The 21,786-nt window shown below is 68.3% G+C and carries 18 protein-coding genes and 1 pseudogene; 11 read left to right on the top strand and 8 right to left on the bottom strand.

The window, feature by feature from the left end; genetic code table 11:
* The first annotated feature begins 4 nt into the window (after positions 1-4).
* Positions 5-307: a hypothetical protein gene (locus tag CEK65_RS07200; RefSeq protein WP_152181240.1), complete on the top strand. Its 303-nt coding sequence runs from the start codon at positions 5-7 to the stop codon at positions 305-307.
* Here CEK65_RS07200 and CEK65_RS07195 read toward each other — a convergent pair.
* Together CEK65_RS07195 and CEK65_RS07190 are read right to left on the bottom strand one after the other, a co-directional pair.
* Positions 273-614 (bottom strand): EF-hand domain-containing protein, encoded by a 342-nt coding sequence (locus tag CEK65_RS07195; protein WP_152181248.1) that lies wholly within the window; start codon positions 612-614, stop codon positions 273-275. The genes CEK65_RS07200 and CEK65_RS07195 overlap by 35 nt on opposite strands.
* Before the next feature lie 59 nt (positions 615-673).
* A complete protein-coding gene (locus CEK65_RS07190) occupies positions 674-1,870 on the bottom strand; it encodes a fatty acid desaturase (RefSeq protein WP_017907974.1) in 1,197 nt (398 codons plus the stop codon).
* 135 nt (positions 1,871-2,005) lie between these two features.
* On the opposite strand from CEK65_RS07190, the gene CEK65_RS07185 reads away from it, so the two are divergent.
* Entirely contained in the window at positions 2,006-2,848 is an 843-nt protein-coding gene (locus CEK65_RS07185; protein ID WP_152181239.1) for an ATP-binding cassette domain-containing protein, read from the top strand.
* A gap of 121 nt (positions 2,849-2,969) precedes the next feature.
* Here the strand turns inward: CEK65_RS07185 and CEK65_RS07180 are convergent, their stop codons facing one another.
* Positions 2,970-3,422: a helix-turn-helix domain-containing protein gene (locus CEK65_RS07180; protein ID WP_017911765.1), complete on the bottom strand. Its 453-nt coding sequence runs from the start codon at positions 3,420-3,422 to the stop codon at positions 2,970-2,972.
* A gap of 133 nt (positions 3,423-3,555) precedes the next feature.
* Between CEK65_RS07180 and CEK65_RS07175 the strand changes: the two genes are divergently transcribed.
* Positions 3,556-4,461, top strand: coding sequence for an NAD(P)H-binding protein (locus CEK65_RS07175; protein WP_152181238.1), 906 nt, complete (start codon positions 3,556-3,558; stop codon positions 4,459-4,461).
* A 22-nt stretch (positions 4,462-4,483) separates the two neighbouring features.
* Here CEK65_RS07175 and mnmE read toward each other — a convergent pair whose 3' ends face one another.
* From mnmE to rpmH, 5 genes are all read right to left on the bottom strand, one after another.
* Positions 4,484-5,827, bottom strand: coding sequence for a tRNA uridine-5-carboxymethylaminomethyl(34) synthesis GTPase MnmE (mnmE, locus tag CEK65_RS07170; protein WP_152181237.1), 1,344 nt, complete (start codon positions 5,825-5,827; stop codon positions 4,484-4,486).
* Positions 5,828-5,858: 31 nt separating this feature from the next.
* On the bottom strand, positions 5,859-8,600 hold the full coding sequence (locus CEK65_RS07165; RefSeq protein WP_152181236.1) for a tetratricopeptide repeat protein: 2,742 nt from the start codon (positions 8,598-8,600) through the stop codon (positions 5,859-5,861).
* Positions 8,601-8,701: 101 nt separating this feature from the next.
* Positions 8,702-10,435 (bottom strand): membrane protein insertase YidC, encoded by a 1,734-nt coding sequence (gene yidC, locus CEK65_RS07160; RefSeq protein ID WP_152181235.1) that lies wholly within the window; start codon positions 10,433-10,435, stop codon positions 8,702-8,704.
* 18 nt (positions 10,436-10,453) lie between these two features.
* Complete coding sequence (rnpA, locus tag CEK65_RS07155; RefSeq protein WP_026143608.1) at positions 10,454-10,891, bottom strand: ribonuclease P protein component; 438 nt, start codon at positions 10,889-10,891, stop codon at positions 10,454-10,456.
* Positions 10,892-10,929: 38 nt separating this feature from the next.
* Entirely contained in the window at positions 10,930-11,070 is a 141-nt protein-coding gene (gene rpmH / locus CEK65_RS07150) for a 50S ribosomal protein L34 (RefSeq protein WP_003469983.1), read from the bottom strand.
* A 261-nt stretch (positions 11,071-11,331) separates the two neighbouring features.
* Here rpmH and dnaA point away from each other — a divergent pair, with 261 nt between their 5' ends.
* From dnaA to CEK65_RS07110, 8 genes and pseudogenes are all read left to right on the top strand, one after another.
* The gene (gene dnaA, locus CEK65_RS07145) at positions 11,332-12,672 is read left to right on the top strand and encodes a chromosomal replication initiator protein DnaA (protein WP_026144198.1); all 1,341 of its coding nucleotides are present in this window, start codon (positions 11,332-11,334) and stop codon (positions 12,670-12,672) included.
* 322 nt (positions 12,673-12,994) lie between these two features.
* Complete coding sequence (dnaN, locus tag CEK65_RS07140) at positions 12,995-14,095, top strand: DNA polymerase III subunit beta (protein ID WP_017911750.1); 1,101 nt, start codon at positions 12,995-12,997, stop codon at positions 14,093-14,095.
* 482 nt (positions 14,096-14,577) lie between these two features.
* Positions 14,578-15,678, top strand: a complete 1,101-nt coding sequence (recF, locus tag CEK65_RS07135; protein ID WP_152181234.1) for a DNA replication/repair protein RecF — start codon at positions 14,578-14,580, stop codon at positions 15,676-15,678.
* 112 nt (positions 15,679-15,790) lie between these two features.
* Positions 15,791-18,253 (top strand): DNA topoisomerase (ATP-hydrolyzing) subunit B, encoded by a 2,463-nt coding sequence (gene gyrB, locus CEK65_RS07130; RefSeq protein ID WP_017915838.1) that lies wholly within the window; start codon positions 15,791-15,793, stop codon positions 18,251-18,253.
* 76 nt (positions 18,254-18,329) lie between these two features.
* A complete protein-coding gene (locus CEK65_RS07125; RefSeq protein ID WP_152181233.1) occupies positions 18,330-19,175 on the top strand; it encodes a CPBP family intramembrane glutamic endopeptidase in 846 nt (281 codons plus the stop codon).
* Between the two features lie 68 nt (positions 19,176-19,243).
* Positions 19,244-20,050: a M48 family metallopeptidase gene (locus CEK65_RS07120; RefSeq protein WP_026143554.1), complete on the top strand. Its 807-nt coding sequence runs from the start codon at positions 19,244-19,246 to the stop codon at positions 20,048-20,050.
* 159 nt (positions 20,051-20,209) lie between these two features.
* On the top strand, positions 20,210-21,403 hold the full coding sequence (locus CEK65_RS07115; RefSeq protein ID WP_017911746.1) for a tetratricopeptide repeat protein: 1,194 nt from the start codon (positions 20,210-20,212) through the stop codon (positions 21,401-21,403).
* Between the two features lie 152 nt (positions 21,404-21,555).
* Positions 21,556-21,786, top strand: a pseudogene (locus CEK65_RS07110) (energy transducer TonB); the annotation flags it as partial.

The following is a 21,786-nucleotide window of genomic DNA, read 5'->3' as shown; positions in this document are numbered from 1 at the left end:
GCGAATGCGTTTGGATCCTGGAGAGCGAGGCGACGTCGCGCTGATGCGGATAAAAGCCATCACCATGCTGCCATCCACGCACCGCAAGCTTGCGGCGATGTATTGCTTGTTCGCCTGGGTGATGGTCTGCCTGCAGACGCATGCAACCGCCATTGCCTTTCTTTCTGTCGCGCTGCTGCACCTGGTTTCTGCTCGCAGACTCGCCTCTGCGCCGGACACCGCAGCGCCAGCCCCGGAATCGGCGAGCACAGCGCCCGCCGGATCGGCGTCCACTACTGCGGCGGCGCAGCCAACTCCCGCGCACTGAGGTAGCCGTCGCCGTTGGTGTCCTGCTTGCGGAAGCGGGCGGTCAGGGTGGCGAGATGTTGTGCACGGGTGATCGGCGGGCCGCGGCCGCCAGGCAGTTCGGCGGGGCTGAGGACGCCGTCGTGGTCGAGGTCGCGCGCGTCGAAGGCGTAGCTCATCCAGGCCAGGTATTCGTCCAGGCTGACGCGGCCGTCGCCGTCGCGGTCCATGCGCTGCAGGTAGCTGGTGGTGCTGTCGATGGCCTGCGCCTGCACATCGATGCCGGCCACGGTCGCGACGCACGCGATGCCAAGCGTCAGCCCGACCAACAACGACGAACGCCGCGCAAGGCGGCGTTCGGGTGGCGGGGTACGCAGTCCGCCGCGGCTCATGCCAGGGCGTAGCCCTTCAGCCGCGCGGCGTAGGCCTGCAGCGCGGCGATGCCGCTGGCTTCGGCGTCGTGGCACCAGGCCTGCAGGTGCTTGAGACGTTCGCTGGCGTCATGGGTGCGCGCTTCCAGCAGGGCCGCCAGGCGGGCGCGATGCTCGACCAGCGTGCGCATGCGCGGGCGCTGCGCCACCCAGTGCTGCAGCTGTTCGCGCGCGTCGGGCTTGAGCCAGCGGCCATCGTCGACCAGGCCCTTGCGCAGGCGCCGCGGCAGCAGCTTGCGCAGCTTGGCGCCGGCCTGGGCGGCTTCTTCCTTGAGCGCGGGCTTGAACACGTTGCGCTGGTAATCGGTCATCGCCTGGAAGCGATGCGACAGCAGCGCGCGCAGGGTGTCGGCGTCGGGCACGGCGATGTTCGGGCGCACGTCCAGGGTCGGCGCCACGCGCAGGATCTTGGCCAGACGCAGCGCGGCCAGCGCGCGGATCGCGATCCAGCCGATGTCCAGTTCCCACCGCCGCATCGAGAAGCGCGCCGAGCTGGGGAAGGCATGGTGGTTGTTGTGCAGTTCTTCGCCACCGATCCACAGCGCCCACGGGGTCAGATTGGTCGAGGTGTCGGCGGACTCGAAGTTGCGGTAGCCCCACCAGTGGCCCAGGCCGTTGATCACGCCGGCGGCCCAGAACGGGATCCAGGCCATTTGCAGCGCCCACAGCGCGATGCCGGGCAGGCCGAACAGCGCGAAGTTGACCGCGAACAGGGCCACCGGCCCCAGGTTCGCGTACGGGGTGTACAGGTGCCGCTCGATCCAGTCGTCCGGCGCGCCCTTGCCATACTGCTCGATGTCGCCGCGCTGGGTGCGCGCTTCGCGGTACAGCTCCACGCCGCGCCAGAACACGCGGGCGATGCCCTTGGTCTGCGGGCTGTGCGGGTCTTCCTCGGTCTCCACCTTGGCGTGGTGCTTGCGATGGATCGCCACCCACTCCTTGGTGATCATCGAGGTGGTGAACCAGGTCCAGAAGCGGAAGAAGTGCGACAGCAGCGGATGGAAGTCCACGCCGCGATGCGCCTGACTGCGGTGCAGATACAGCGTCACCGCGAAGATGGTGAGCTGGGTGAACAGCAGCAGCACCGCCAGCATGCCCCACCAGCCGACGCCGAGCAGGCCGTTGCCGAGGAAGTCGAGGATCGCGTCGAACATTGCCAGAAGCTCCAGAGCGTAAGACGGCGTGAGGGGATGACGACATGATGGGGGTTGCGGGCGCAAACTTCACCCGGCGCTCGCGTATGGTATTCAGCCGCCAAGCGCTTCCGATCACAGAACGGTTTCGGTTCCATGTCAGCCGCCTCTTCCCAAGCAACCCCCGTGCCAGCGGCCGCGCCGTTGATCGAACTCGATCGCGCCAGCGTCGTCCGCGGCCAGGTCCGGGTACTGCATTCGCTGAGCCTTCGCATCGCGCTCGGCCAGCACACCGCGATCCTCGGCCCGAACGGCTGCGGCAAATCCTCGTTCATCAAGCTCATCACCCGCGAGCTGTATCCGCTGGCGCGCGCCGGCGAGGAGCCGGCGGTGCGGGTGCTCGGCCAGAGCCGCTGGCAGGTGGACCGGCTGCGCAGCCAGTTGGGCATCGTCACCGGCGACCTCAGCGTCAATCTCGCCGACATGCCCGGGCTGGACGTGGAAAGCGCGGTGCTGTCCGGATTCTTCGCCAGCTACGTGGTGCCGCCGCACCGCGAGGTGACCGACGCGATGCGCGACCGCGCGCGCGAGGCGCTGCAGGCCGCGCACGCGCTGCCATTGCTGCGGCGTCCTTATGCCGAGCTGTCGGCCGGCGAGACCCGGCGCGTGCTGATCGCGCGCGCTCTGGTCAATCGGCCACAGGCACTGCTGCTGGACGAACCCAGCACCGGCCTGGACCTGGTCGCCCGCGAGCACCTGCTGGTGACGATGCGCGACCTCGCCCGCCAGGGCATCACCCTGGTGCTGGTCACCCACCACATCGAAGAGATCGTGCCGGAAATCGCACGGGTGATCCTGTTGCGCGAGGGCCAGGTGTACGCCGACGGCGCGCGCGAGGAACTGCTGGCCGATGCGCCGTTGTCGGCGGTGTTCGGCGGACCGGTACGGGTGCAGCGCGACGGCGACAGCTACAGCGCGCGGGTGGTTGCGGAGAGCTGATCCGCGGTTGCCGAATTCGGCCGTTTGAGGCCGTCGGGGTTGCGGGTAATGCGGGAATGTCCGTAGGTGCGGCTTCCGCCGCGACCGGGCGTTCTCGGTAAAGCCGCTCGTACGGGACGCGTCAACCGTACGCGGCGCCCGCCGCCCGCGCCGGTGCATCGGCCTCGAACGCAGCACGTGCGCTGCGGATCTGCGCGTGATGGTCCGCAGCCCAGCGCACCAGCGGCGCCAGCACCACGCTCAACGATTGCCCCAGTGGGGTGAGCCGGTACTCCACCCCGGGCGGCACGGTCGGCAGCACCTCGCGGGCGACCAGCCCTTCGCGCTGCAGGTCACGCAGGGTCTGGGTCAGCATGCGCTGGGAGATGTCCGGCACCGCGCGGCGCAGTTCGCCGAAGCGGTGCGGGCGCTCGGCCAGCAGCATCACGAACAGGGTGCTCCACTTGTCGCCGATCTGCGCCAAGACGTCGCGCACCGGGCACTGGTCGATGGCCATGCCGGCACGCTGGTAGTCCTGCAACTGCTGGCTCAACAGCGCGTCGCAGGCAGCGACCGGCGGTACGACGGTGTCCATGGTGGTTACCTCGGGGTAATCAGGGGCGGAAAAAGTGCCGTCTTTACAGCCCGGCATAGGTCTCTAGGATAGACCAGGTTCCTTTTCCAGACCATGGCGTCCTGCGACGCCGCCCTTCCTCAGGAGACCTGTCATGTCCGCATCTTCCGATTCCCTGCTCGTCACCGGCGCCGGCGGCCAGTTCGGCCAGCGCGTGCTCGCGCATCTGCTCGATACCCTCAAGGTGGCGCCGTCGCGGGTGGTGGCGATGACCCGCCAGCCCGAGCGCCTGGCCGCCTGGGCCGCGCGCGGCTTGGACGTGCGCCATGGCGACTTCGACGACGCCACCTCGCTCGACACCGCGTTCCGTGGCGCCGGCCGCGTGCTGCTGATCAGCACCGACGCACTGGACCGCCCCGGCCACCGCCTGCAGCAGCACCAGGCCGCGATCGCCGCCGCCGAACGCGCCGGCGTCGGCCACCTGGTCTACACCTCCTGCCCGGAACCGCACGACTCGCCGCTGCTGCTGGCCACGGATCACGCCGGCACCGAGGACAGCCTGGCCGCCAGCGCCCTGCCCGCCTGGACCGTGCTGCGCAACCACTGGTACTTCGAAAACCTGTTCATGAGCCTGCCGTCGGTGCTGGCCTCGGGCCACTGGTACAGCGCGGCCGGCGACGGCGGCATCGCCCATATCGCGCGCGACGACCTGGCCCGCGCCGCCGCGGTCGCCCTGGCCGGCGGCGACGGCAAGCGCACGCTCACCCTCAGCGGCGCGCGCGCCTACACCACCGCCGAGATCGCCGCGCTGGTCGCGCAGGTGCTGGACGTGCAGATCCAGGTCGTGCCGGTACCGGTCGAAGGCCTGGTGCAGGGCATGGTCGGCGCAGGCCTGCCCGAGCCGGTCGCGCGCATCTATGCCTCGTTCGACACCAACACCGCCGCCGGCCGCGTCGCCACCGTCACCGGCGACTACCAGGCGCTGACCGGGCAGGCGCCGCTGCCGTTCGAACAGTGGCTGCAGGACAACCGCGCGCAGTTGGCGGCGCTGAAGCCGTAAGCGCACTCGGCGGCGCGACGCGCTATTTGCCGATGCAGAAACTGGAGAAGATCCGCCCGAGCAGGTCGTCGGCACTGAGCGTGCCGACGATCTCGCCGAGCGCGGCATGGGCCAGGCGCAGCTCTTCGGCGGCCAGTTCCAGGCGTTCGTACTGCAGTTCGACCGCCGCCGCGTCGGCATGCGTCGCGGCGCGCTGCAGCGCGTCGACGTGGCGGGCGCGCGCGGAAAACTCGCCGTCGCTGCCCTCGCCAGCCGCGGCGCCGGCGATCGCGCGCAACTGCGCGTGCAACTGCTCCAGGCCGCTGCCGGTGGCGGCGGACACATAGACGCGCTCGGCGCTGGCCGCGGGCACGGCAGCGAGCAGGTCGCTCTTGTTGTGGATCCACAGGCGCTGCGGCACATCGGCGATGGCATCGGCGATCGCGGCATGGCCGGCCTCGGCCTCGCGCGCATCGAGCACGATCAGCGCCAGGTCGGCGCGCTGCAGTTCCTGGCGCGCGCGGCGCATGCCCTCGCGCTCGATCGCATCGCCGCCCTCGCGCAGGCCAGCGGTGTCGACCAGGGTCAGTTCCACGCCGTCCAGGCGCACGGTCTCGTGCAAGGTGTCGCGCGTGGTGCCGGCGATGTCGGTGACGATGGCGCGGTCGCTGCCGGCCAGTGCGTTGAGCAGGGAGCTCTTGCCGGCGTTGGGCGGGCCGACCAGCACCGCGTGCAGGCCATCGCGCAGGCGCCGGCCGCGTTCGGCGTCGGCACGCAACTGCGCCAGGTCGGTGCGCGCCTGCGCCAGGCCCGCGCGCACCTGCGCACCGCCCAGCGTATCCAATGCCTCGTCGGCGAAATCGATCGCCGCTTCGACGTGGATACGCAGGCGGATCAACTGTTCGGCCAGGTCGTCGACGCGCCGCGAGAACACGCCGTCCAGCGAGCGCCGTGCCGCGCGTGCCGCACGCAGGTCGCCGGCGGCGATCAGGTCGGCGATCGCTTCGGCCTGGGCCAGGTCGAGCTTGCGGTTGAGGAAGGCACGCTCGCTGAATTCGCCCGGACGCGCCGGACGCGCGCCGAGTTCGCAGCAGCGTGCCACCAGGTGCCGCAGCAGCACCGGGCTGCCATGCGCCTGCAGTTCCAGGACGTCCTCGCCGGTGAAGCTGCGCGGTGCCGGAAACCACAACGCGATGCCGTCGTCCACGATCTCGCCATGCGCATCGCGAAAACGCGCGTAGCGGGCGCTGCGCGGCACCAGTGCGCCCAGGCCCAGTCCATCGGCGATGGCGGCCGCCGCCGGACCCGACACGCGCACCACGCCGACACCACCCGCGCCCGGGGCGGTGGCGATGGCGGCGATGGTGTCGGTGGCGGAAGACGGCATGGCGAAGGCAGCAGGTCAGTGATGCGGTGGACTACAGCGTCTGCAACTGGCCGCGCACGTAGGCGGCCGACGCCCCGTTGGGTTGCAGCTCCAGGTAGGTCTGGAAGGCGCGCTTGGCCTTGGCGGCATCGCCCAGCTGGCGGTAGGCGTCGCCCAGATTGACGTAGGCCACCGCGCGCGAGGGATCGATCTTCAGCGTGTTCTCCAGCCAGCGCACGGCCTGCGCGTATTTGCCCTGGCGATAGTAGATGAAGCCCAGGTTGTTGGCCGCCAGCGCAAAGTCCGGGCGCAGCTTCAGCGCCTCGGTGAACTGCGCCTCGGCTTCGTCGTAGCGCTTCTCCTTGTACAACTGCAGGCCGCGGTCGTTGGCGCGCTGCGCACGCTGGCGGTCGGACACCGGACCGGCCGCGGCCGGCACCGCCAGCGGCCGCTCGCCGCCCTGCAGATCCTTGACCACCACCGCCGGCTTGGCCGCAGCGGCCGGCGCGTCGGCGCTGCCGGCGCCCGCGTTCGGCGCCGCGGTCGACGCTGGCGCGGCCGCATCGACGCGGTCGTTCATCGCGATCGCCGCCGAGGACAGCTGCTGGGTGCTGGCGGTGAGGAATTCCTCGCCCTCCGGCACCTGCAGCACGAACTCGCCGCCCTGCGAACCGGGCAGGCTGCCGAACGCGGGTGTTTGCTGCGAGATGCTCGACACCGCCGGCGCCACGTAGGCGGCCAGCTCGGTGCCGGTGATCAGGCCGTCGCCGTTGAGGTCGGCCTTGCCCGACAGCGCCTGCAGCAGCACCCAGGTGAACACCGAATGGCCGTTGGGGCCGCTGTCGGCGACCTGCTGGTCGGCGCCGCCGGCGGTGAGCATCTGTCGGGCGATGCGGCGCGCATTCTCGCGCAGGTAGGCGCTGGTGCCGCCGCCGCGGGTCAGGCCCAGGCCGCTGTAGCACGCGTCCATCACGAACAGCACATGCTTGGCTTCCAGGCTTTCGGCGATGTCCTGGATCTCGGTCATCGGGATCGCGTCGGTGGCGAACTGCGCCGGGTCCGAATCGGCCGGGATGATGTAGCCCAGGTCGCGACCGGAAGCCAGCTTGCGGGTCGCGCCGTGGCCGGCGAAGAACACGAACACGCGGTCGTTCTTGCCGACGCCGCCATGCGCCAGGCGGTCGTGGAAGGCGGCCAGGATGTTGTTGCGGGTGGCTTCCTGGTTCTTCAGCACGATCACCTGCGACGACGGGAAGCCGAAGCTGCCGGTCAGCGTCTGCGCGATCGCCTGCGCATCGTTGGCCGCGTACTGCAGCTTGGGCCAGTGCGCGTAGTCGTCGATGCCGATGACGATGGCCCACGACTTGTCGTAGCCGCTGGTCACCGCCGGTGCGGCGGCATTGCTGGCCGCGCGCGCCACGCTGAAGTCGCGCCCGTTCCAGGCGGCGAACTGGTAGCCGTCGGCGCTGAGCCGGTCCAGGATCTGCGGCAGCGCCTTGACCGTGCGTTCGTGGATGTCGTGGAACAGCAGGATGCCGCGCTGCTCGCGGCCGACCTGCTCGAGAACGCGCTGCACGATCGACTCCGGCACCGGGTCGGCCCAGTCCAGCGAATCCACGTTCCACATCACCGACTTCAGTCCGGCCTCGCCCAGGATCTGCATGCCCTCGGCGTTGCGCGCGCCGTAGGGAAAGCGGAACAGCGGCGCACGCTTGGCATCGACCGCGCGCAGCATGCGGTCGGTGTCGAGGATCTGGCTGCGCAGCGCGGCGCCGGTTTCCTTGGACAGTTGCGCATGGGTCAGGCTGTGGTTGCCGACGGTGTAGCCCTGCTCCATCAGGCTGCGGCTGACGCTGGCCAGCGGCGACAGGTCGACCTTGCCATCCGGCTCCAGCTTGCCCAGGTTGCGGCCGACTTCGAAGAACGTGGCCGGCACGTCGTAGCGCTTGAGGATGGCCACGATCTCGTCGGTGTATTCGCGATGCGGGCCGTCGTCGAAACTCAGCACCACGGTCTTCGGCGGCAGGTCGCGGCCGAACACCTCGCGGTCGCTGTCCTTCATCGACATCGGGTACGGGGTGATCACGCCGTAGTCGCGCAGGATCGCCTCGCGCGTGTACAGCGTGCCCAGGTGGGCGACGTAGTCCTCCCACTTCTCGCGCTTCTGCACGATCGCGCGGGTGCGATCGAAGCGGCTGAAGATCGCGGTGATCTCGCGGTTGTAGGTGCGTTCGATCTCGTCGAGCGCTTCCAGGTCTTCGCCGATGCGCTGGTGCAGCTTGATCGCCGGCAGCGAGGAATCCTTGCCGATGCGCAGCTGCCAGTCGGCGAGAATCTCGCGGAACGCCAGGCGGTCGGCGTCGTACAGGTCCGGTGCCGATTCGACGTAGTCGAGCAGGCTGCCGACCGCGGCGAAGCGCTGCGCGTCCGGCAGCGCGAGCAGCGCATCGAACTGCTTGGCCAATGCCTCGCGGCGCTCCAGGCCCTCGTGGAACAGTTGCTGGCCGACGCTGCTGGAGGTCTGCCGGTCGGCCGGCGATTGCTTGGCCTCGTCGGCCAGCAACACGATGATCTTGCGCTGCGCCGCCAGCTGCGCCTGCAGGCCCTGCAGCAGCGTCGTCGCCTGGGCCTGCAATGCGGCAGAGCCTGGAATGGCGATCGCCGGCGCCGATGTCGCGGGCTTGGATGGCGTCGCCGCGCTGTCGGCAGGCGTGCGCTGGCACGCGGCCAGGGCCAAGGCGAGCAGGCCGATCACGACAACGGACGACGACAACGGACGACGACGCTTGTGCATGACCACGGACTCGCGAGCAAGGCGCTACGGGAAGAACGCAGACGCCGGCGCCTTCCCCGGCCGCATGCGCAACGCCCGCCGGAGGGCGGGCGTTGTCGGGTTTACTTCTTGGCCTTGGCCGGCGGCTTGCCGCTGCCGCCGCCGCCGCCAGCGGTGGCCGCCTCGCCGTGGCGCTTGAGCATCCACCACTGCTGCAGCAGGCCCAGCGAACCATTGGTGACCCAGTACAACACCAGGCCCGACGGCACGAAGGCCATCATCACGCCGAACACCAGTGGCATGAACTGCATCATCTTGGCCTGCACCGGATCCATGCCCGGGGCCGGGGTCAGCTTCTGCGTGAACCACATCACCGCCACGTTGATCACCGGCAGGATGAAGTACGGATCGCGCGCGGTCAGGTCCTGGATCCAGGCGAACCACGGCGCCTGCCGCAGTTCCACCGACTCCACCAGCACCCAGTACAGCGCGAAGAAGATCGGCATCTGGATCAGCACCGGCAGGCAGCCGCCCATCGGGTTGATCTTCTCCTTCTTGTACAGCTCCATCATCGCGGTTTGGAACTTCTGCTTGTCGTCGCCGTAGCGCTCCTTGAGCTGCTGGATGCGCGGCTGGAACTTGCGCATCTTGGCCGCGCTCTTGTACTGCGCGGCCGACAGCGGGTACAGCACCAGCTTCAGCAGCACCACCAGGCCGACGATCGACCAGCCCCAGTTGCCGAGCAGGCTGTGCAGGTGGCTGAGGATCCAGAACAGACCCTGGCCGAGCAGCGCCATCACGGAGAAACGGCTGTAGTCGACCACACGGTCGAGGCCGCGCACGTTCTCCTTGGCGATCTGGCTGACCAGCTTCGGCCCGACCCACAGTCGCGCTTCGGTGCTGGCGCTGGCGCCCGGCGCCACGGTGAAACCCGGGCCGCGCGCTTCGATCACATGCCGCGGGCCGTCATTGGACAGCACGTACAGGGAATCCTGGTCGGCCTGCGGGATCCAACTGGTGAAGAAGTGGTGCTGCAGCACCGCGATCCAGCCGCCCTCGACGATCTGCCTCAGCGGGCCGTCGTCCAGATAGTCCTTGAACGCGCGGCGCTGGTAGCCGTCAGCCGGGCTGAACCAGGTGGCGCCGTTGAAACTGAAGGAATCCGGGTTGGTCATGCCGCGGCTGACGATGGTCGGCACCCGGCTCAGCTTGCGGAACACATAGCCTTGCCACGGCTTGCTGCCGTGGTTGATGACCTCGTCGTGCACCTGCACGGCGTAATGGCCGCGCTGCAGGGTGTAGACGCGGCGGATGGTCACGCCGTCCGGACCGTTCCACACGAACGGCACCTGCAGGCTGTCCTGGCCCTTGGCCAGCACGTACTCCTGGCCCGGGTGTTCGGGGCGGAAGCCAGCCGGGCCCGGCGACGGCGAGTTGTGCTCGCCGACCCAGCCGCTGGTGGCGGTGTACGGATGCGCCGCGTCCTCGGTCAGCAGTTGCACCGGCGGGCTGCCGGGCTGCTTGGTCTGCGGGAACAGCAACAGGTCAGCGTCGAACACGCTGCGGCCGTCCAGGGTCAGGCGCAGCACGTCGGTGGTGACGGTGACCCGCGGCGCGGCGCTAGCCGCAGCCGTTTCGGGCGTGGTGCTGGCCGGCGCGGTGCCGGGCACCGTGGCCTGCGGAACGGCCGGCGCATGCGTGGCGCCGGCATCGGCGTCCTGCGCCGGCGGCACCGTGGTCGCCGCCGCGACCGTCGCCGCGGTGGCGTTCGGCGCGTGTTCCTTGTTCCACTCCATCCACAACAGCGCCGCGACCATCAGCCAGGCGAAAATCAGGAAAAGGCGGGTCTGGTTCATCGGACAGGCAAGCTCGGCTCAGCCAGAAGCAGGTTCTGACGTGGATGTGGGGGAAGAAGGACGATCAGGCGGCGGCATTGTGCCGTCCGCGGCCGGGGCCGGCAATGCGCCGGCGCGACGCAGCAGGCGCAGATAGGCCTGGCGCAGTTGCTCGCCGCTGGCCTGGGCGGCGGCGCTGCGCGCCACCACCACGTAATCGCCGGGCGCCAGCCACGGCAACAACTGCCGCGTGGCCTCGCGCAGCACGCGCTTGATGCGATTGCGCACGACCGCACGCTTGTCGACCTTGCGCGACACCGCCAAACCCAGCCGCGCCGGGTGCGGCGCACTGCGCCAGTGCAGGCTCATCAGCGGCTCGGAACAGCGGCGCGCGGCATCGAACACGACGCGGTATTCCGCAGACGTGCGAACCCGCGCAGAGCGAGGAAATCGCCTACGCGGGTCGGGATGATTCACGGTCCGGATTGCAGGCGCCGCCTGGGGCGGCGAAGCAATCAAGCGCTCAGGCGCTTGCGGCCCTTGGCGCGGCGACGGGCCAGGATCTTGCGGCCGTCGGCGGTGGCCATACGGGCACGGAAGCCGTGGTCGCGCTTGCGCTTGAGGTTGCTGGGCTGGAAGGTGCGCTTGGTGGCCATCGGGGCGCTCTGATCTGAATGGGGCGGAAAGAACCGGAAATTCTATAGGACCTCTTACGCCGCGGTCAACTCCCTGTGACGACGGGAACGGAGGACGGCCGTGACCGGCCTGTGGATGGATCTGTGAATAGCCATGGGAAAACCATTCCCGACCCTGCGCGCCGGTGGTAGTCTGATCCATCCGCTTTCCTCTCCCACCGGCCGAATGCGCCGCGCCCGAGCGCGCCCTTCATGCCCGGTCTATCGACGAATTTAGATCTGATGGATGCTTGGCCCCGTTGCCTGGAACGTCTGGAAGCCGAATTTCCAGCCGAGGACGTTCACACTTGGTTGAAACCGCTGCAAGCCGAACAGCGCCATGACAACAGCATGGTGCTGTACGCCCCGAACGCCTTCATCGTCGAGCAAGTGCGCGAGCGCTACCTGCCGCGCATCCGCGAACTGCTGACCTACTTCGCCGGCAGCGGCGAGGTGCTGCTGCAGGTCGGCTCGCGCCCGCGTGCGCCGGAACCGGCCGCCGCCCCGCCCAGCGAGACCGCGGCCGCACGCACGCCGGCGCCGCCGTTGCTGGAGCCGTTCGCCGGCAATCTCGATTCGCACTACACCTTCGCCAACTTCGTCGAAGGCCGCAGCAACCAGCTCGGCCTGGCCGCGGCGGTGCAGGCCGCGCAGAAGCCCGGCGACCGCGCGCACAACCCGCTGCTGCTGTACGGCGGCACCGGCCTGGGCAAGACCCACCTGATGTTCGCCGCCGGCAACGCCATGCGCGAGCAGAACCCGAACGCGCGGGTGATGTACCTGCGCTCGGAGCAGTTCTTCAGCGCGATGATCCGCGCGCTGCAGGACAAGACCATGGACCAGTTCAAGCGCCAGTTCCAGCAGGTGGACGCGCTGCTGATCGACGATATCCAGTTCTTCGCCGGCAAGGACCGCACCCAGGAAGAGTTCTTCCACACCTTCAACGCGCTGTTCGACGGCCGCCAGCAGATCATCCTGACCTGCGACCGCTACCCGCGCGAGGTCGAAGGGCTGGAGCCGCGACTGAAGTCGCGCCTGGCCTGGGGCCTGTCGGTGGCGATCGATCCGCCCGATTTCGAGACCCGCGCGGCGATCGTGCTGGCCAAGGCGCGCGAGCGCGGCGCGGAGATCCCCGACGACGTGGCGTTCCTGATCGCCAAGAAGATGCGCTCGAACGTGCGCGACCTGGAAGGCGCGCTCAACACGCTGGCGGCGCGCGCCAACTTCACCGGCCGCGCGATCACCACCGAGTTCGCCCAGGAAACCCTGCGCGACCTGCTCCGCGCGCAGCAGCAGGCGATCGGCATCCCCAACATCCAGAAGACCGTGGCCGACTACTACGGCCTGCAGATCAAGGATCTGCTGTCCAAGCGGCGCACGCGCTCGCTGGCACGGCCGCGGCAGGTGGCGATGGCGCTGACCAAGGAACTGACCGAACACAGCCTGCCGGAGATCGGCGATGCGTTCGCCGGGCGCGACCACACCACCGTGTTGCACGCCTGCCGGCAGATCAAGCACCTGATGGAAACCGACGGCAAGCTCCGCGAAGACTGGGACAAGCTGATCCGCAAGCTCAGCGAGTGAGCCCGGAGAGGACAGGGGCGACACGCCGATCCACACGCACAGCGTGTGCGTTCGGCGGTCACCTGGCACCACGTGATAAATCGGTGCATGACTTCGCGACAAATCCGGGAGAAACTGTGGATAAAGCGCGACGCGGCGGCGACGGCAAAACTATCCACAGGTTTCCCCACCAGTTCCGGGACAGTAGTACACGGGATTGAGGGCGCTAAAAATCTTTTGTTTTCAGTGGTTTGAGCTACATTTGCACCGAATTTCGCTCTACCATCACCACCAAGCTTTTGATTTATTCCACATCTTTTAAAGCATAGGGGCACGGAACCACATGCGTTTCACACTGCAGCGCGAAGCCTTCCTCAAGCCATTGGCGCAAGTCGTCAATGTGGTCGAACGCCGCCAGACCTTGCCGGTTCTGGCCAACTTCCTGGTGCAGGTGCAGGGTGGCCAGCTGTCGCTGACCGGTACCGATCTGGAAGTGGAAATGGTCTCGCGCATTGCGGTCGACGATGCCCAGGACGGCGAAACCACGATCCCGGCGCGCAAGCTGTTCGAGATCGTGCGTGCCCTGCCCGACGGCAGCAAGGTCACCGTCTCGCAGTCCGGGGACAAGATCACCGTACAGGCCGGGCGTAGCCGCTTCACCCTGGCCACGCTGCCCGCCAACGACTTCCCGTCGGTAGACGAAGTGGAAGCCACCGAGCGCGTGGTGGTGCCGGAAGCCGCGCTGAAGGAACTGATCGAGCGCACCGCGTTCGCGATGGCGCAGCAGGACGTGCGCTACTACCTCAACGGCCTGCTGTTCGACCTGCGCGACCAGACCCTGCGCTGCGTGGCCACCGACGGCCACCGCCTGGCGCTGTGCGAGACCGAGCTGGAGAACGCCGGCGGCGCCAAGCGTCAGATCATCGTGCCGCGCAAGGGCGTGACCGAGCTGCAGCGCCTGCTGGAAGGCGGCGAGCGCGAGGTCGAGCTGGAAGTCGGCCGCGCGCACGTGCGGGTCAAGCGCGACGATGTCACCTTCACGTCCAAGCTGATCGACGGCCGCTTCCCCGATTACGAAGCGGTGATCCCGATCGGTGCCGACCGCGAGGTCAAGCTGGATCGCGAGATCCTGCGCGCAGCGCTGCAGCGTGCGGCGATCCTGTCCAACGAGAAGTACCGCGGCGTGCGCGTGGAAGTCTCGCCGGGCCAGCTGAAGATCAGCGCGCATAACCCGGAACAGGAAGAAGCACAGGAAGAAGTGGAAGCGGACACCAAGGTCAGCGACCTGGCGATCGGCTTCAACGTGAACTACTTGCTCGACGCGCTGTCCGCGCTGCGCGAGGAGTTCGTGGTGATCCAGCTGCGCGACGCCAACTCGTCGGCGCTGGTCCGGGAAGCCAGCAGCGCCCGCTCGCGTCACGTGGTGATGCCGTTGCGTCTCTGACGGTTCCCGTTCGTGTTCCACGTGGAACACATGCGAAAGCGACCCGGCCTTCGTGCCGGGTTTTCTTTTTGTGGCACCCAAGATCAATGCTGCCGCGGTAAGCAGGATCCTTTGCCAGTGGCGGGGCTGACGCAGGCGGTGCAGTGACATTACCCGCCCAACGCGCACGGGCCACTGGCGTGTCTCCAACAGACGCGCTACGTCATACCGGCGGGAGCACCCATTCTCAAACTGCGAGGGAGGCTGTGTAGCGACGCGGCGTGTCTGCGTTCGCCTGGCAGGCCCATGGACCCCACGCCTCCCCACTTCCCGGGGGAGTCCATCCGCCCTAATCGCGCGGATACCGCTGCACAGGACGCTGCCAACTGGTCACGAACGCGTCGTCCTAACAACGCCCATCAGTCGTTTTGGGTATGCTGCCGCCCTACCCCAAGCCCCGATCTGCGTGCGCCCGGTGCGAGCGCCTTCGCCTCTATCCCCGCATGCACGTCTCCCGCCTCGACTTCCACCACCTGCGCCGGTTCGCGGCGCTCGAGCTGGCGCCCGCGCCTGGACTGAACCTGATCACCGGCGACAACGGCGCCGGCAAGACCACGGTGCTCGAGGCGATGCACCTGATGGCGTATGGCCGCAGCTTCCGTGGTCGCGTGCGCGATGGGCTGGTCAGCCAGGGCCAGGACGCACTGGACGTCTTCGTCGAATGGCAGGAGCAGTCGGCTGAGGTTGGCGCTACACGCCGGCGCCGCGCCGGACTGCGCCACAGCGGTCAGGAATGGCGTGGCCGCCTCGACGGCGAGGACGTCGCCCATCTCGGCACCTTGTGTGCGGCGCTGGCGGTGGTGACCTTCGAGCCGGGCAGCCACCTGCTGGTCAGCGGCGGCGGCGAGCCCCGCCGCCGCTTCGTCGACTGGGGTTTGTTCCACGTGGAACCTGACTTCCTGTCCCTGTGGCGGCGCTACGCCCGCGCGCTCAAGCAGCGCAATGCGTTGCTCAAGAGCGGCGGCAGCGGCGCGGCGCTGGATGCCTGGGATCACGAGCTCGCCGAGTCTGGCGAGCCGTTGACCTCGCGCCGCCAGGATTACTTGGACCGCCTGCTCCAGCGCCTGCTCGCCCTCGCCCCGGATCTGGCGCCAGCGCTGGATATCTCACATCTGCAGTTCGCGCCCGGCTGGCGCCGCCAGGAGGTGTCGCTGGCCGACGCGCTATTGCTCAACCGCGAACGCGACCGTCAGCTCGGCTATACCTCTGCCGGTCCGCACCGGGCCGACTGGAGCCTCAGCTTTGCCGAGATTCCCGGCCGTGATGCGCTCTCCCGCGGCCAGGCCAAGCTCACCGCCCTGGCCTGCCTGCTGGCGCAGGCCGAGGACTACGCCGAGCAGCGCGGCGAATGGCCGGTGATCGCCCTGGACGATCTGGGCTCGGAACTGGACCGCCACCACCAGGCTCGGGTGCTGGAGCGCCTGCGTGGCGGGCCGGCGCAGGTCTTCGTCACTGCCACCGAGACCCCGCAGGCGCTGGCCGACGTCAGCCTGCCGATCGCCCGGTTCCACGTGGAACATGGCCAGATCCTGGCCGTTTCCTAGGCCGCCGCGGGTCCGGCGGCCCGGGCTGCTATAATTTCCGCCAATCCCCTATCCAGCGGCGCGAACCGGCCCCGGCCTGTCTTCGCCGCCTCGTGGAGCCTACGGCACCCGCATGACCGACGAACAGAACACCCCGCCCAGCAACGGCAACTACGACGCCAACAGCATCACCGCCCTGGAAGGCCTGGAGGCGGTCCGCAAGCGGCCCGGCATGTACATCGGCGACGTCCATGACGGCACCGGTCTGCATCACATGGTGTTCGAGGTCGTCGACAACTCCATCGACGAAGCCCTGGCCGGGCATGCCGACCACGTCGCGGTGACGATCCACGCCGATGGTTCGGTCTCGGTGTCGGACAACGGCCGCGGCATCCCGGTCGGCAAGCACGCGCAGATGAGCGCCAAGCTCGGCCGTGAGGTCTCCGCCGCCGAAGTGGTGATGACCGTCCTGCACGCCGGCGGCAAGTTCGACGACAACAGCTACAAGGTGTCCGGCGGCCTGCACGGCGTGGGCGTCAGCGTGGTCAACGCGCTGTCGGAGAAGCTGCTGCTGGACGTGTTCCAGGGCGGCTCGCACTACCAGCAGGAATTCAGCAACGGCGCGGCCGTCGCGCCGCTGGTGAAGCTCGGCGAGACCACCCAGCGCGGTACCACCGTGCGCTTCTGGCCGTCGGTGGTGGCCTTCCACAACAACGTGGAGTTCCACTACGACATCCTGGCCCGGCGCCTGCGCGAGCTGTCCTTCCTCAATTCCGGGGTCAAGATCGTGCTCGCCGACGAGCGGGGCGAGGGGCGTCGCGACGACTTCCACTACGAGGGCGGCATCCGCAGCTTCGTCGAGCACCTGGCGCAGCTGAAGACCCCGCTGCACCCGAATGTGATCTCGGTCACTGGCGAGCACAACGGCATCACCGTGGACGTGGCGCTGCAGTGGACCGACTCCTACCAGGAGACGATGTACTGCTTCACCAACAACATCCCGCAGAAGGACGGCGGCACCCACCTGGCCGGCTTCCGCGGCGCGTTGACCCGCGTGCTCAATACCTACATCGAGCAGAACGGCATCGCCAAGCAGGCCAAGATCAATCTGACCGGCGACGACATGCGCGAAGGCATGATCGCGGTGCTGTCGGTGAAGGTGCCGGACCCCAGCTTCTCCAGCCAGACCAAGGAGAAGCTGGTCAGCTCCGACGTGCGCCCGGCGGTGGAGAACGCCTTCGGCGCGCGCCTGGAGGAGTTCCTGCAGGAGAACCCCAACGAGGCCAAGGCCATCGCCGGCAAGATCGTCGATGCCGCCCGCGCCCGCGAGGCCGCGCGCAAGGCAAGAGACCTGACCCGTCGCAAGGGTGCGCTGGACATCGCCGGCCTGCCCGGCAAGCTGGCCGATTGCCAGGAAAAGGATCCGGCGCTGTCGGAGCTGTTCATCGTCGAGGGCGACTCGGCAGGTGGCTCGGCCAAGCAGGGCCGCAACCGCAAGAACCAGGCGGTGCTGCCGTTGCGCGGCAAGATCCTCAACGTCGAGCGCGCGCGCTTCGACCGCATGCTGTCCTCCGACCAGGTCGGCACGCTGATCACCGCGCTGGGCACCGGCATCGGCCGCGACGAGTACAACCCGGACAAGCTGCGCTACCACCGCATCATCATCATGACCGACGCCGACGTCGACGGCGCGCACATCCGCACCCTGCTGCTGACCTTCTTCTACCGGCAGATGCCGGAGCTGATCGAGCGCGGCTACGTCTACATCGGCCTGCCGCCGCTGTACCGGCTCAAGCAGGGCAAGCAGGAGCTGTACCTGAAGGACGACAACGCGCTCAACGCCTACCTGGCCAGCAGCGCGGTCGAAGGCGCGGCGCTGGTTCCGGCCAGCAACGAGCCACCGATCACCGGTGCGGCGCTGGAGAAGCTGCTGCTGCTGTTCGCCAGCGCCAACGAGGCGGTGGCGCGCAATGCGCACCGCTACGACCCGGCGCTGCTGAGCGCGCTGATCGACCTGCCGCCGCTGGACGTGGCCCAGCTCGAGAGCGAGGGCGAGACGCATCCGAGCCTGGACGCGCTGCAGGCGGTGCTCAACCGCGGCAGCCTGGGCTCGGCGCGCTACAGCCTGCGTTTCCAGGCGTCCAACGCGCAGCGCCCGGCCACCCTGCTGGTGGAGCGCCGGCACATGGGCGAGGAGACCACCTATGTGGTGCCGATGGCGGTGTTCGAGAGCGGCGAGCTGCGGCCGCTGCGCGAGATCGCGCGGGAGTTGCATGGGCTGGTGCGCGAGGGCGCGCAGATCGTGCGCGGCAACAAGACCCAGGCCATCACCAGCTTCGCCCAGGCCTACGCCTGGCTGTTCGAGGAGGCCAAGAAGGGCCGCCAGATCCAGCGCTTCAAGGGCCTGGGCGAAATGAACGCCGAGCAGCTGTGGGAGACCACGGTGAACCCGGATACGCGCCGCCTGCTGCAGGTGCGCATCGAGGACGCGGTCGCCGCCGACCAGATCTTCAGCACGCTGATGGGCGACGTGGTCGAACCGCGCCGCGACTTCATCGAAGAGAACGCGCTGAAGGTCGCCAACCTCGACATCTGACGCGGCGTCCGTCCCCGGCATTGCGCCGGGGCGGCCATCCCGCCGTGCCTTCCGCCCGCTTCCGCACAGGATCGCGATGACCGCCCCGCCGTTGCCCGCCGCCCCGCTGCCGTCGCCATCCATGCCGCCGACCCGGCCGCGCCGGCCGATCCTCGGTTTCTTCCTCGACGTGCTGCTGGCGGCGGTGGTGTTGCTGGCGGTGAGCGTGCTGTGCGGCCTGGTCTGGGGCGTGGTCCGCGGCGTCCACTTGGCGATGGAGCTGAAGGCGCAGGGGGTCCCCAGCGGGCGCCTGGCCGCGCTGGCCACCCAGCAGGTCGGCCAGCCGGGCGCGCTGGCGCAACTGCTGATCGCCCTGGTCAGCACGCTCTCCGCGGCGCTGCTGCTGTACTTCCTGCGGCGTCCGGCCAGCGCCGCCGAGCGCCGTGCCTCCTGGCAGGCGGCGCGCACGCCGTCGACCTGGGGCTGGGTGCTGCTGGTCGCGGTCGGCGTGTTCGTCGGCAGCGCGACGATCTCCGCGCTGGCGGCGCAGATCGGCATCAAGCCGGTGCCGACCAACCTGCCGCTGATGCAGGACGCGATGGCGCAGATGCCGCTGTTCCTGTGCGTGTTCGCGATCGTGATCGCGCCGGCCTACGAGGAACTGCTGTTCCGCCGCGTGCTGTTCGGGCGGTTGTGGGACGCAGGCCGGCCGCGGTTGGGCATGCTGCTCAGCGGCGCCGCCTTCGCCCTGGTGCACGAAGTACCGGGGACCACCGGCAACAGCCTGGCCGCCACCGCGCAACTGTGGCTGGTCTACGGCGGCATGGGCGCGGCGTTCGCCTGGCTGTACAAGCGTACCGGCACCTTGTGGGCGTCGATCGCCGCGCATGGCCTCAACAACGCCATCGCGGTCGCCGGACTCTACTGGTTTGGCGCAACCTGAAGGTTTGTTTGACGAAATGTTAAGACGCGGCCCCCCACACTGCGACGCGTGTTAAGAGGGGGGACCGTATGAAGCAAGTGGTACTTGGCGCATCGCTGGCGATGCTGCTGGCAGCGTGTGCGACGACGACATCGCCAACCGGGCGCACCCAGGTCGTGGGCGGCATCTCGCAACAACAACTCGACCAGATGGGCGCGCAGGCGTTCGCCGAAGCCAAGGCCAAGGAACAGCTGGACACCGATCCCAAGCGCAACGCCTACGTGCGCTGCGTGGTCAACACCCTGGTCGCGCAGCTGCCCGAGCAATGGCGCGGCACCGGCTGGGAAACCGCGCTGTTCAACGACAAGGAACCCAATGCGTTCGCCCTGCCCGGCGGCAAGGTCGGGGTCAACAGCGGCATCTTCAGCGTGGCCAAGAACCAGGACCAGCTCGCCGCCGTGCTCGGCCACGAGATCGGCCACGTCATCTCGCGTCATCACGAAGAACGCATCACCCGCCAGCTCGGTGCGCAGGCAGGGTTGAGCGTGATTGGCGCGTTGGCCGGTGCCCGCTACGGCCAGGGCGCGGCCGACACCGTCGGCCAGGTCGGCGGCATGACCGCACAGACCCTGTTCCTGCTGCCCGGTTCGCGCCAGCAGGAAACCGAAGCGGATGTCGTAGGCCAGCGCCTCATGGCGCAGGCCGGATTCGATCCCGCGCAGGCGGTGGATCTGTGGAAGAACATGATGGCCGCCGGCGGCGCACGTCCGCCGCAATGGCTGTCCACCCACCCCGATCCCAGTGCCCGCATCGGCGAGCTGCAGCGCGACGTCGCCGCGCTGGAACCGGTGTATGCGCAGGCGCGCAGCGCCGGCAGGACGCCCAAGTGCGGCTGAGTCGTCCGTCGTCCCTGTGCCCGTCGCCGGCACTGTCACAGAAAACGCATCCAAAAACGTTTTCACGGCGTACAGGTTTCTGATAGGTTTGCTGGCTCGGCCGAGGAATGGCCGCTCCGTCTTCCGTGCCGCTCCGGGCGGTTTCCACCGAGGTGACCCATGAAATTCCGCATTCGCAAGCAAGCGTTGTTGTCCCTGGTGATCGCCGCCGCCCTCGGCGGCGCGGTGGTGACCGATGCCGCTGCGCAGAGCGATCGCACCGACCACCGCTCCTCGCGCAATGCGAAGAGCGAGAAAGCGGCGGTGCTGTTCCCCAATGCCGAGCGCAAGGAGCCGACCGGCAAGCCGTCGTCCAAGCTCGGCAGCAAGCTGCAGAAGCTGATCGACACCTACAACAAGGGCGAGGACTACGCGGCGGTGCGCGCCCAGGCCGACGAGATCCTGGCCAACAGCGGCGCCAACGAGTACGACAAGTCGCTGGCCGCGCAGCTGGCCGCGCAGGCCGCCTACAACCTCGACGACAGCAAGGCCGCGCAGGCGTATCTGAAGCAGGCGATCCAGTTCAACGGCCTGGACAACAACGGCCACTACCAGTCGATGCTGATGCTGGCGCAGCTGCAGCTGCAGGACGAGCAGACCGCCGAAGGCCTGGCCACCCTCGACAAGTTCCTCGCCGAAACCAAGTCGACCCGCCCGGAAGACCTGATCCTCAAGGGCCAGGCGCTGTACCAGGCGCAGCGCTACCAGGAAGCGATCCCGGCGCTGAAGCAGGCGATCGCCGCGTCGCCGGAGCCGAAGGACAGCTGGAATCAGCTGCTGATGGCGTCCTACGCCGAAGCCGGCCAGACCGGTGAAGCGGTCAAGGCCGCCGAGGCGCTGGCCGCCAAGTCGCCCAACGACAAGAAGGCCCAGCTCAATCTGGCCAGCATGTACATGCAGGCCGACCAGATGGACAAGGCCGCGGCGGTGATGGACAAGCTGCGTGCCGCCGGTCAGCTGACCGACGAGAAGGAATACAAGCAGCTGTATTCGATCTACGCCAACACCGATGGTCACGAGAAGGACGTCATCGCAGTCATCAACGAAGGCATGCAGAAGGGCATTCTGAAGCCGGACTACCAGACCTACCTGGCGTTGGCGCAGTCGTACTACTACACCGACCAGCTGCCGCAGGCGATCGAGAACTGGCAGAAGGCGGCGCCGCTGTCCAAGGACGGCGAAACCTATCTCAACCTGGCCAAGGTGCTGCATTCGGAAGGCCGCGTTGCCGAGGCCAAGCAGGCCGCGCAGCAGGCACTGGCCAAGGGCGTCAAAAAGCCGGAAGACGCCAAGAAGATCATCAACCTGAAGTAGCACGCAAAAAAAGCCCCCGAAGACCAGTGCTGAAAGTAGTGCAGGTAACAGGGATTGGTATAAGCTTGGAGGTTCCTGCGGTGTCATTGCCGCGTGAACTTGGGTTCCGCTCCACCGCGGAATCCGCCCCCCTTTAATTGAGTCATTGGCGCATGACGGAACAACTGGTCATCCATCGGCAGTACGACAAAGATGACGCCTCCGGCCTCAGCTGGCCGCGCATCATCGGTATTGCCTTCGTAATCGCGCTGCATCTTGCGGCGCTGATGTTGCTGCTGATTCCGGCCGTTGCGCCCAAGGCGGTGGCGGAGAAGGAACGCAACATCATGGTCACCCTGGTGGACGCACCGCCGCCGCCTTGGGCGCAACGGCCGGAATCAGCA

Source organism: Xanthomonas sp. LMG 12459 (assembly GCF_009192905.1).
Classification (GTDB): Bacteria; Pseudomonadota; Gammaproteobacteria; order Xanthomonadales; family Xanthomonadaceae; genus Xanthomonas_A; species Xanthomonas_A sontii.
The sequence above is the reverse complement of the archived record's forward strand: the minus strand, read 5'-3'. Positions and strand labels throughout refer to the sequence as shown.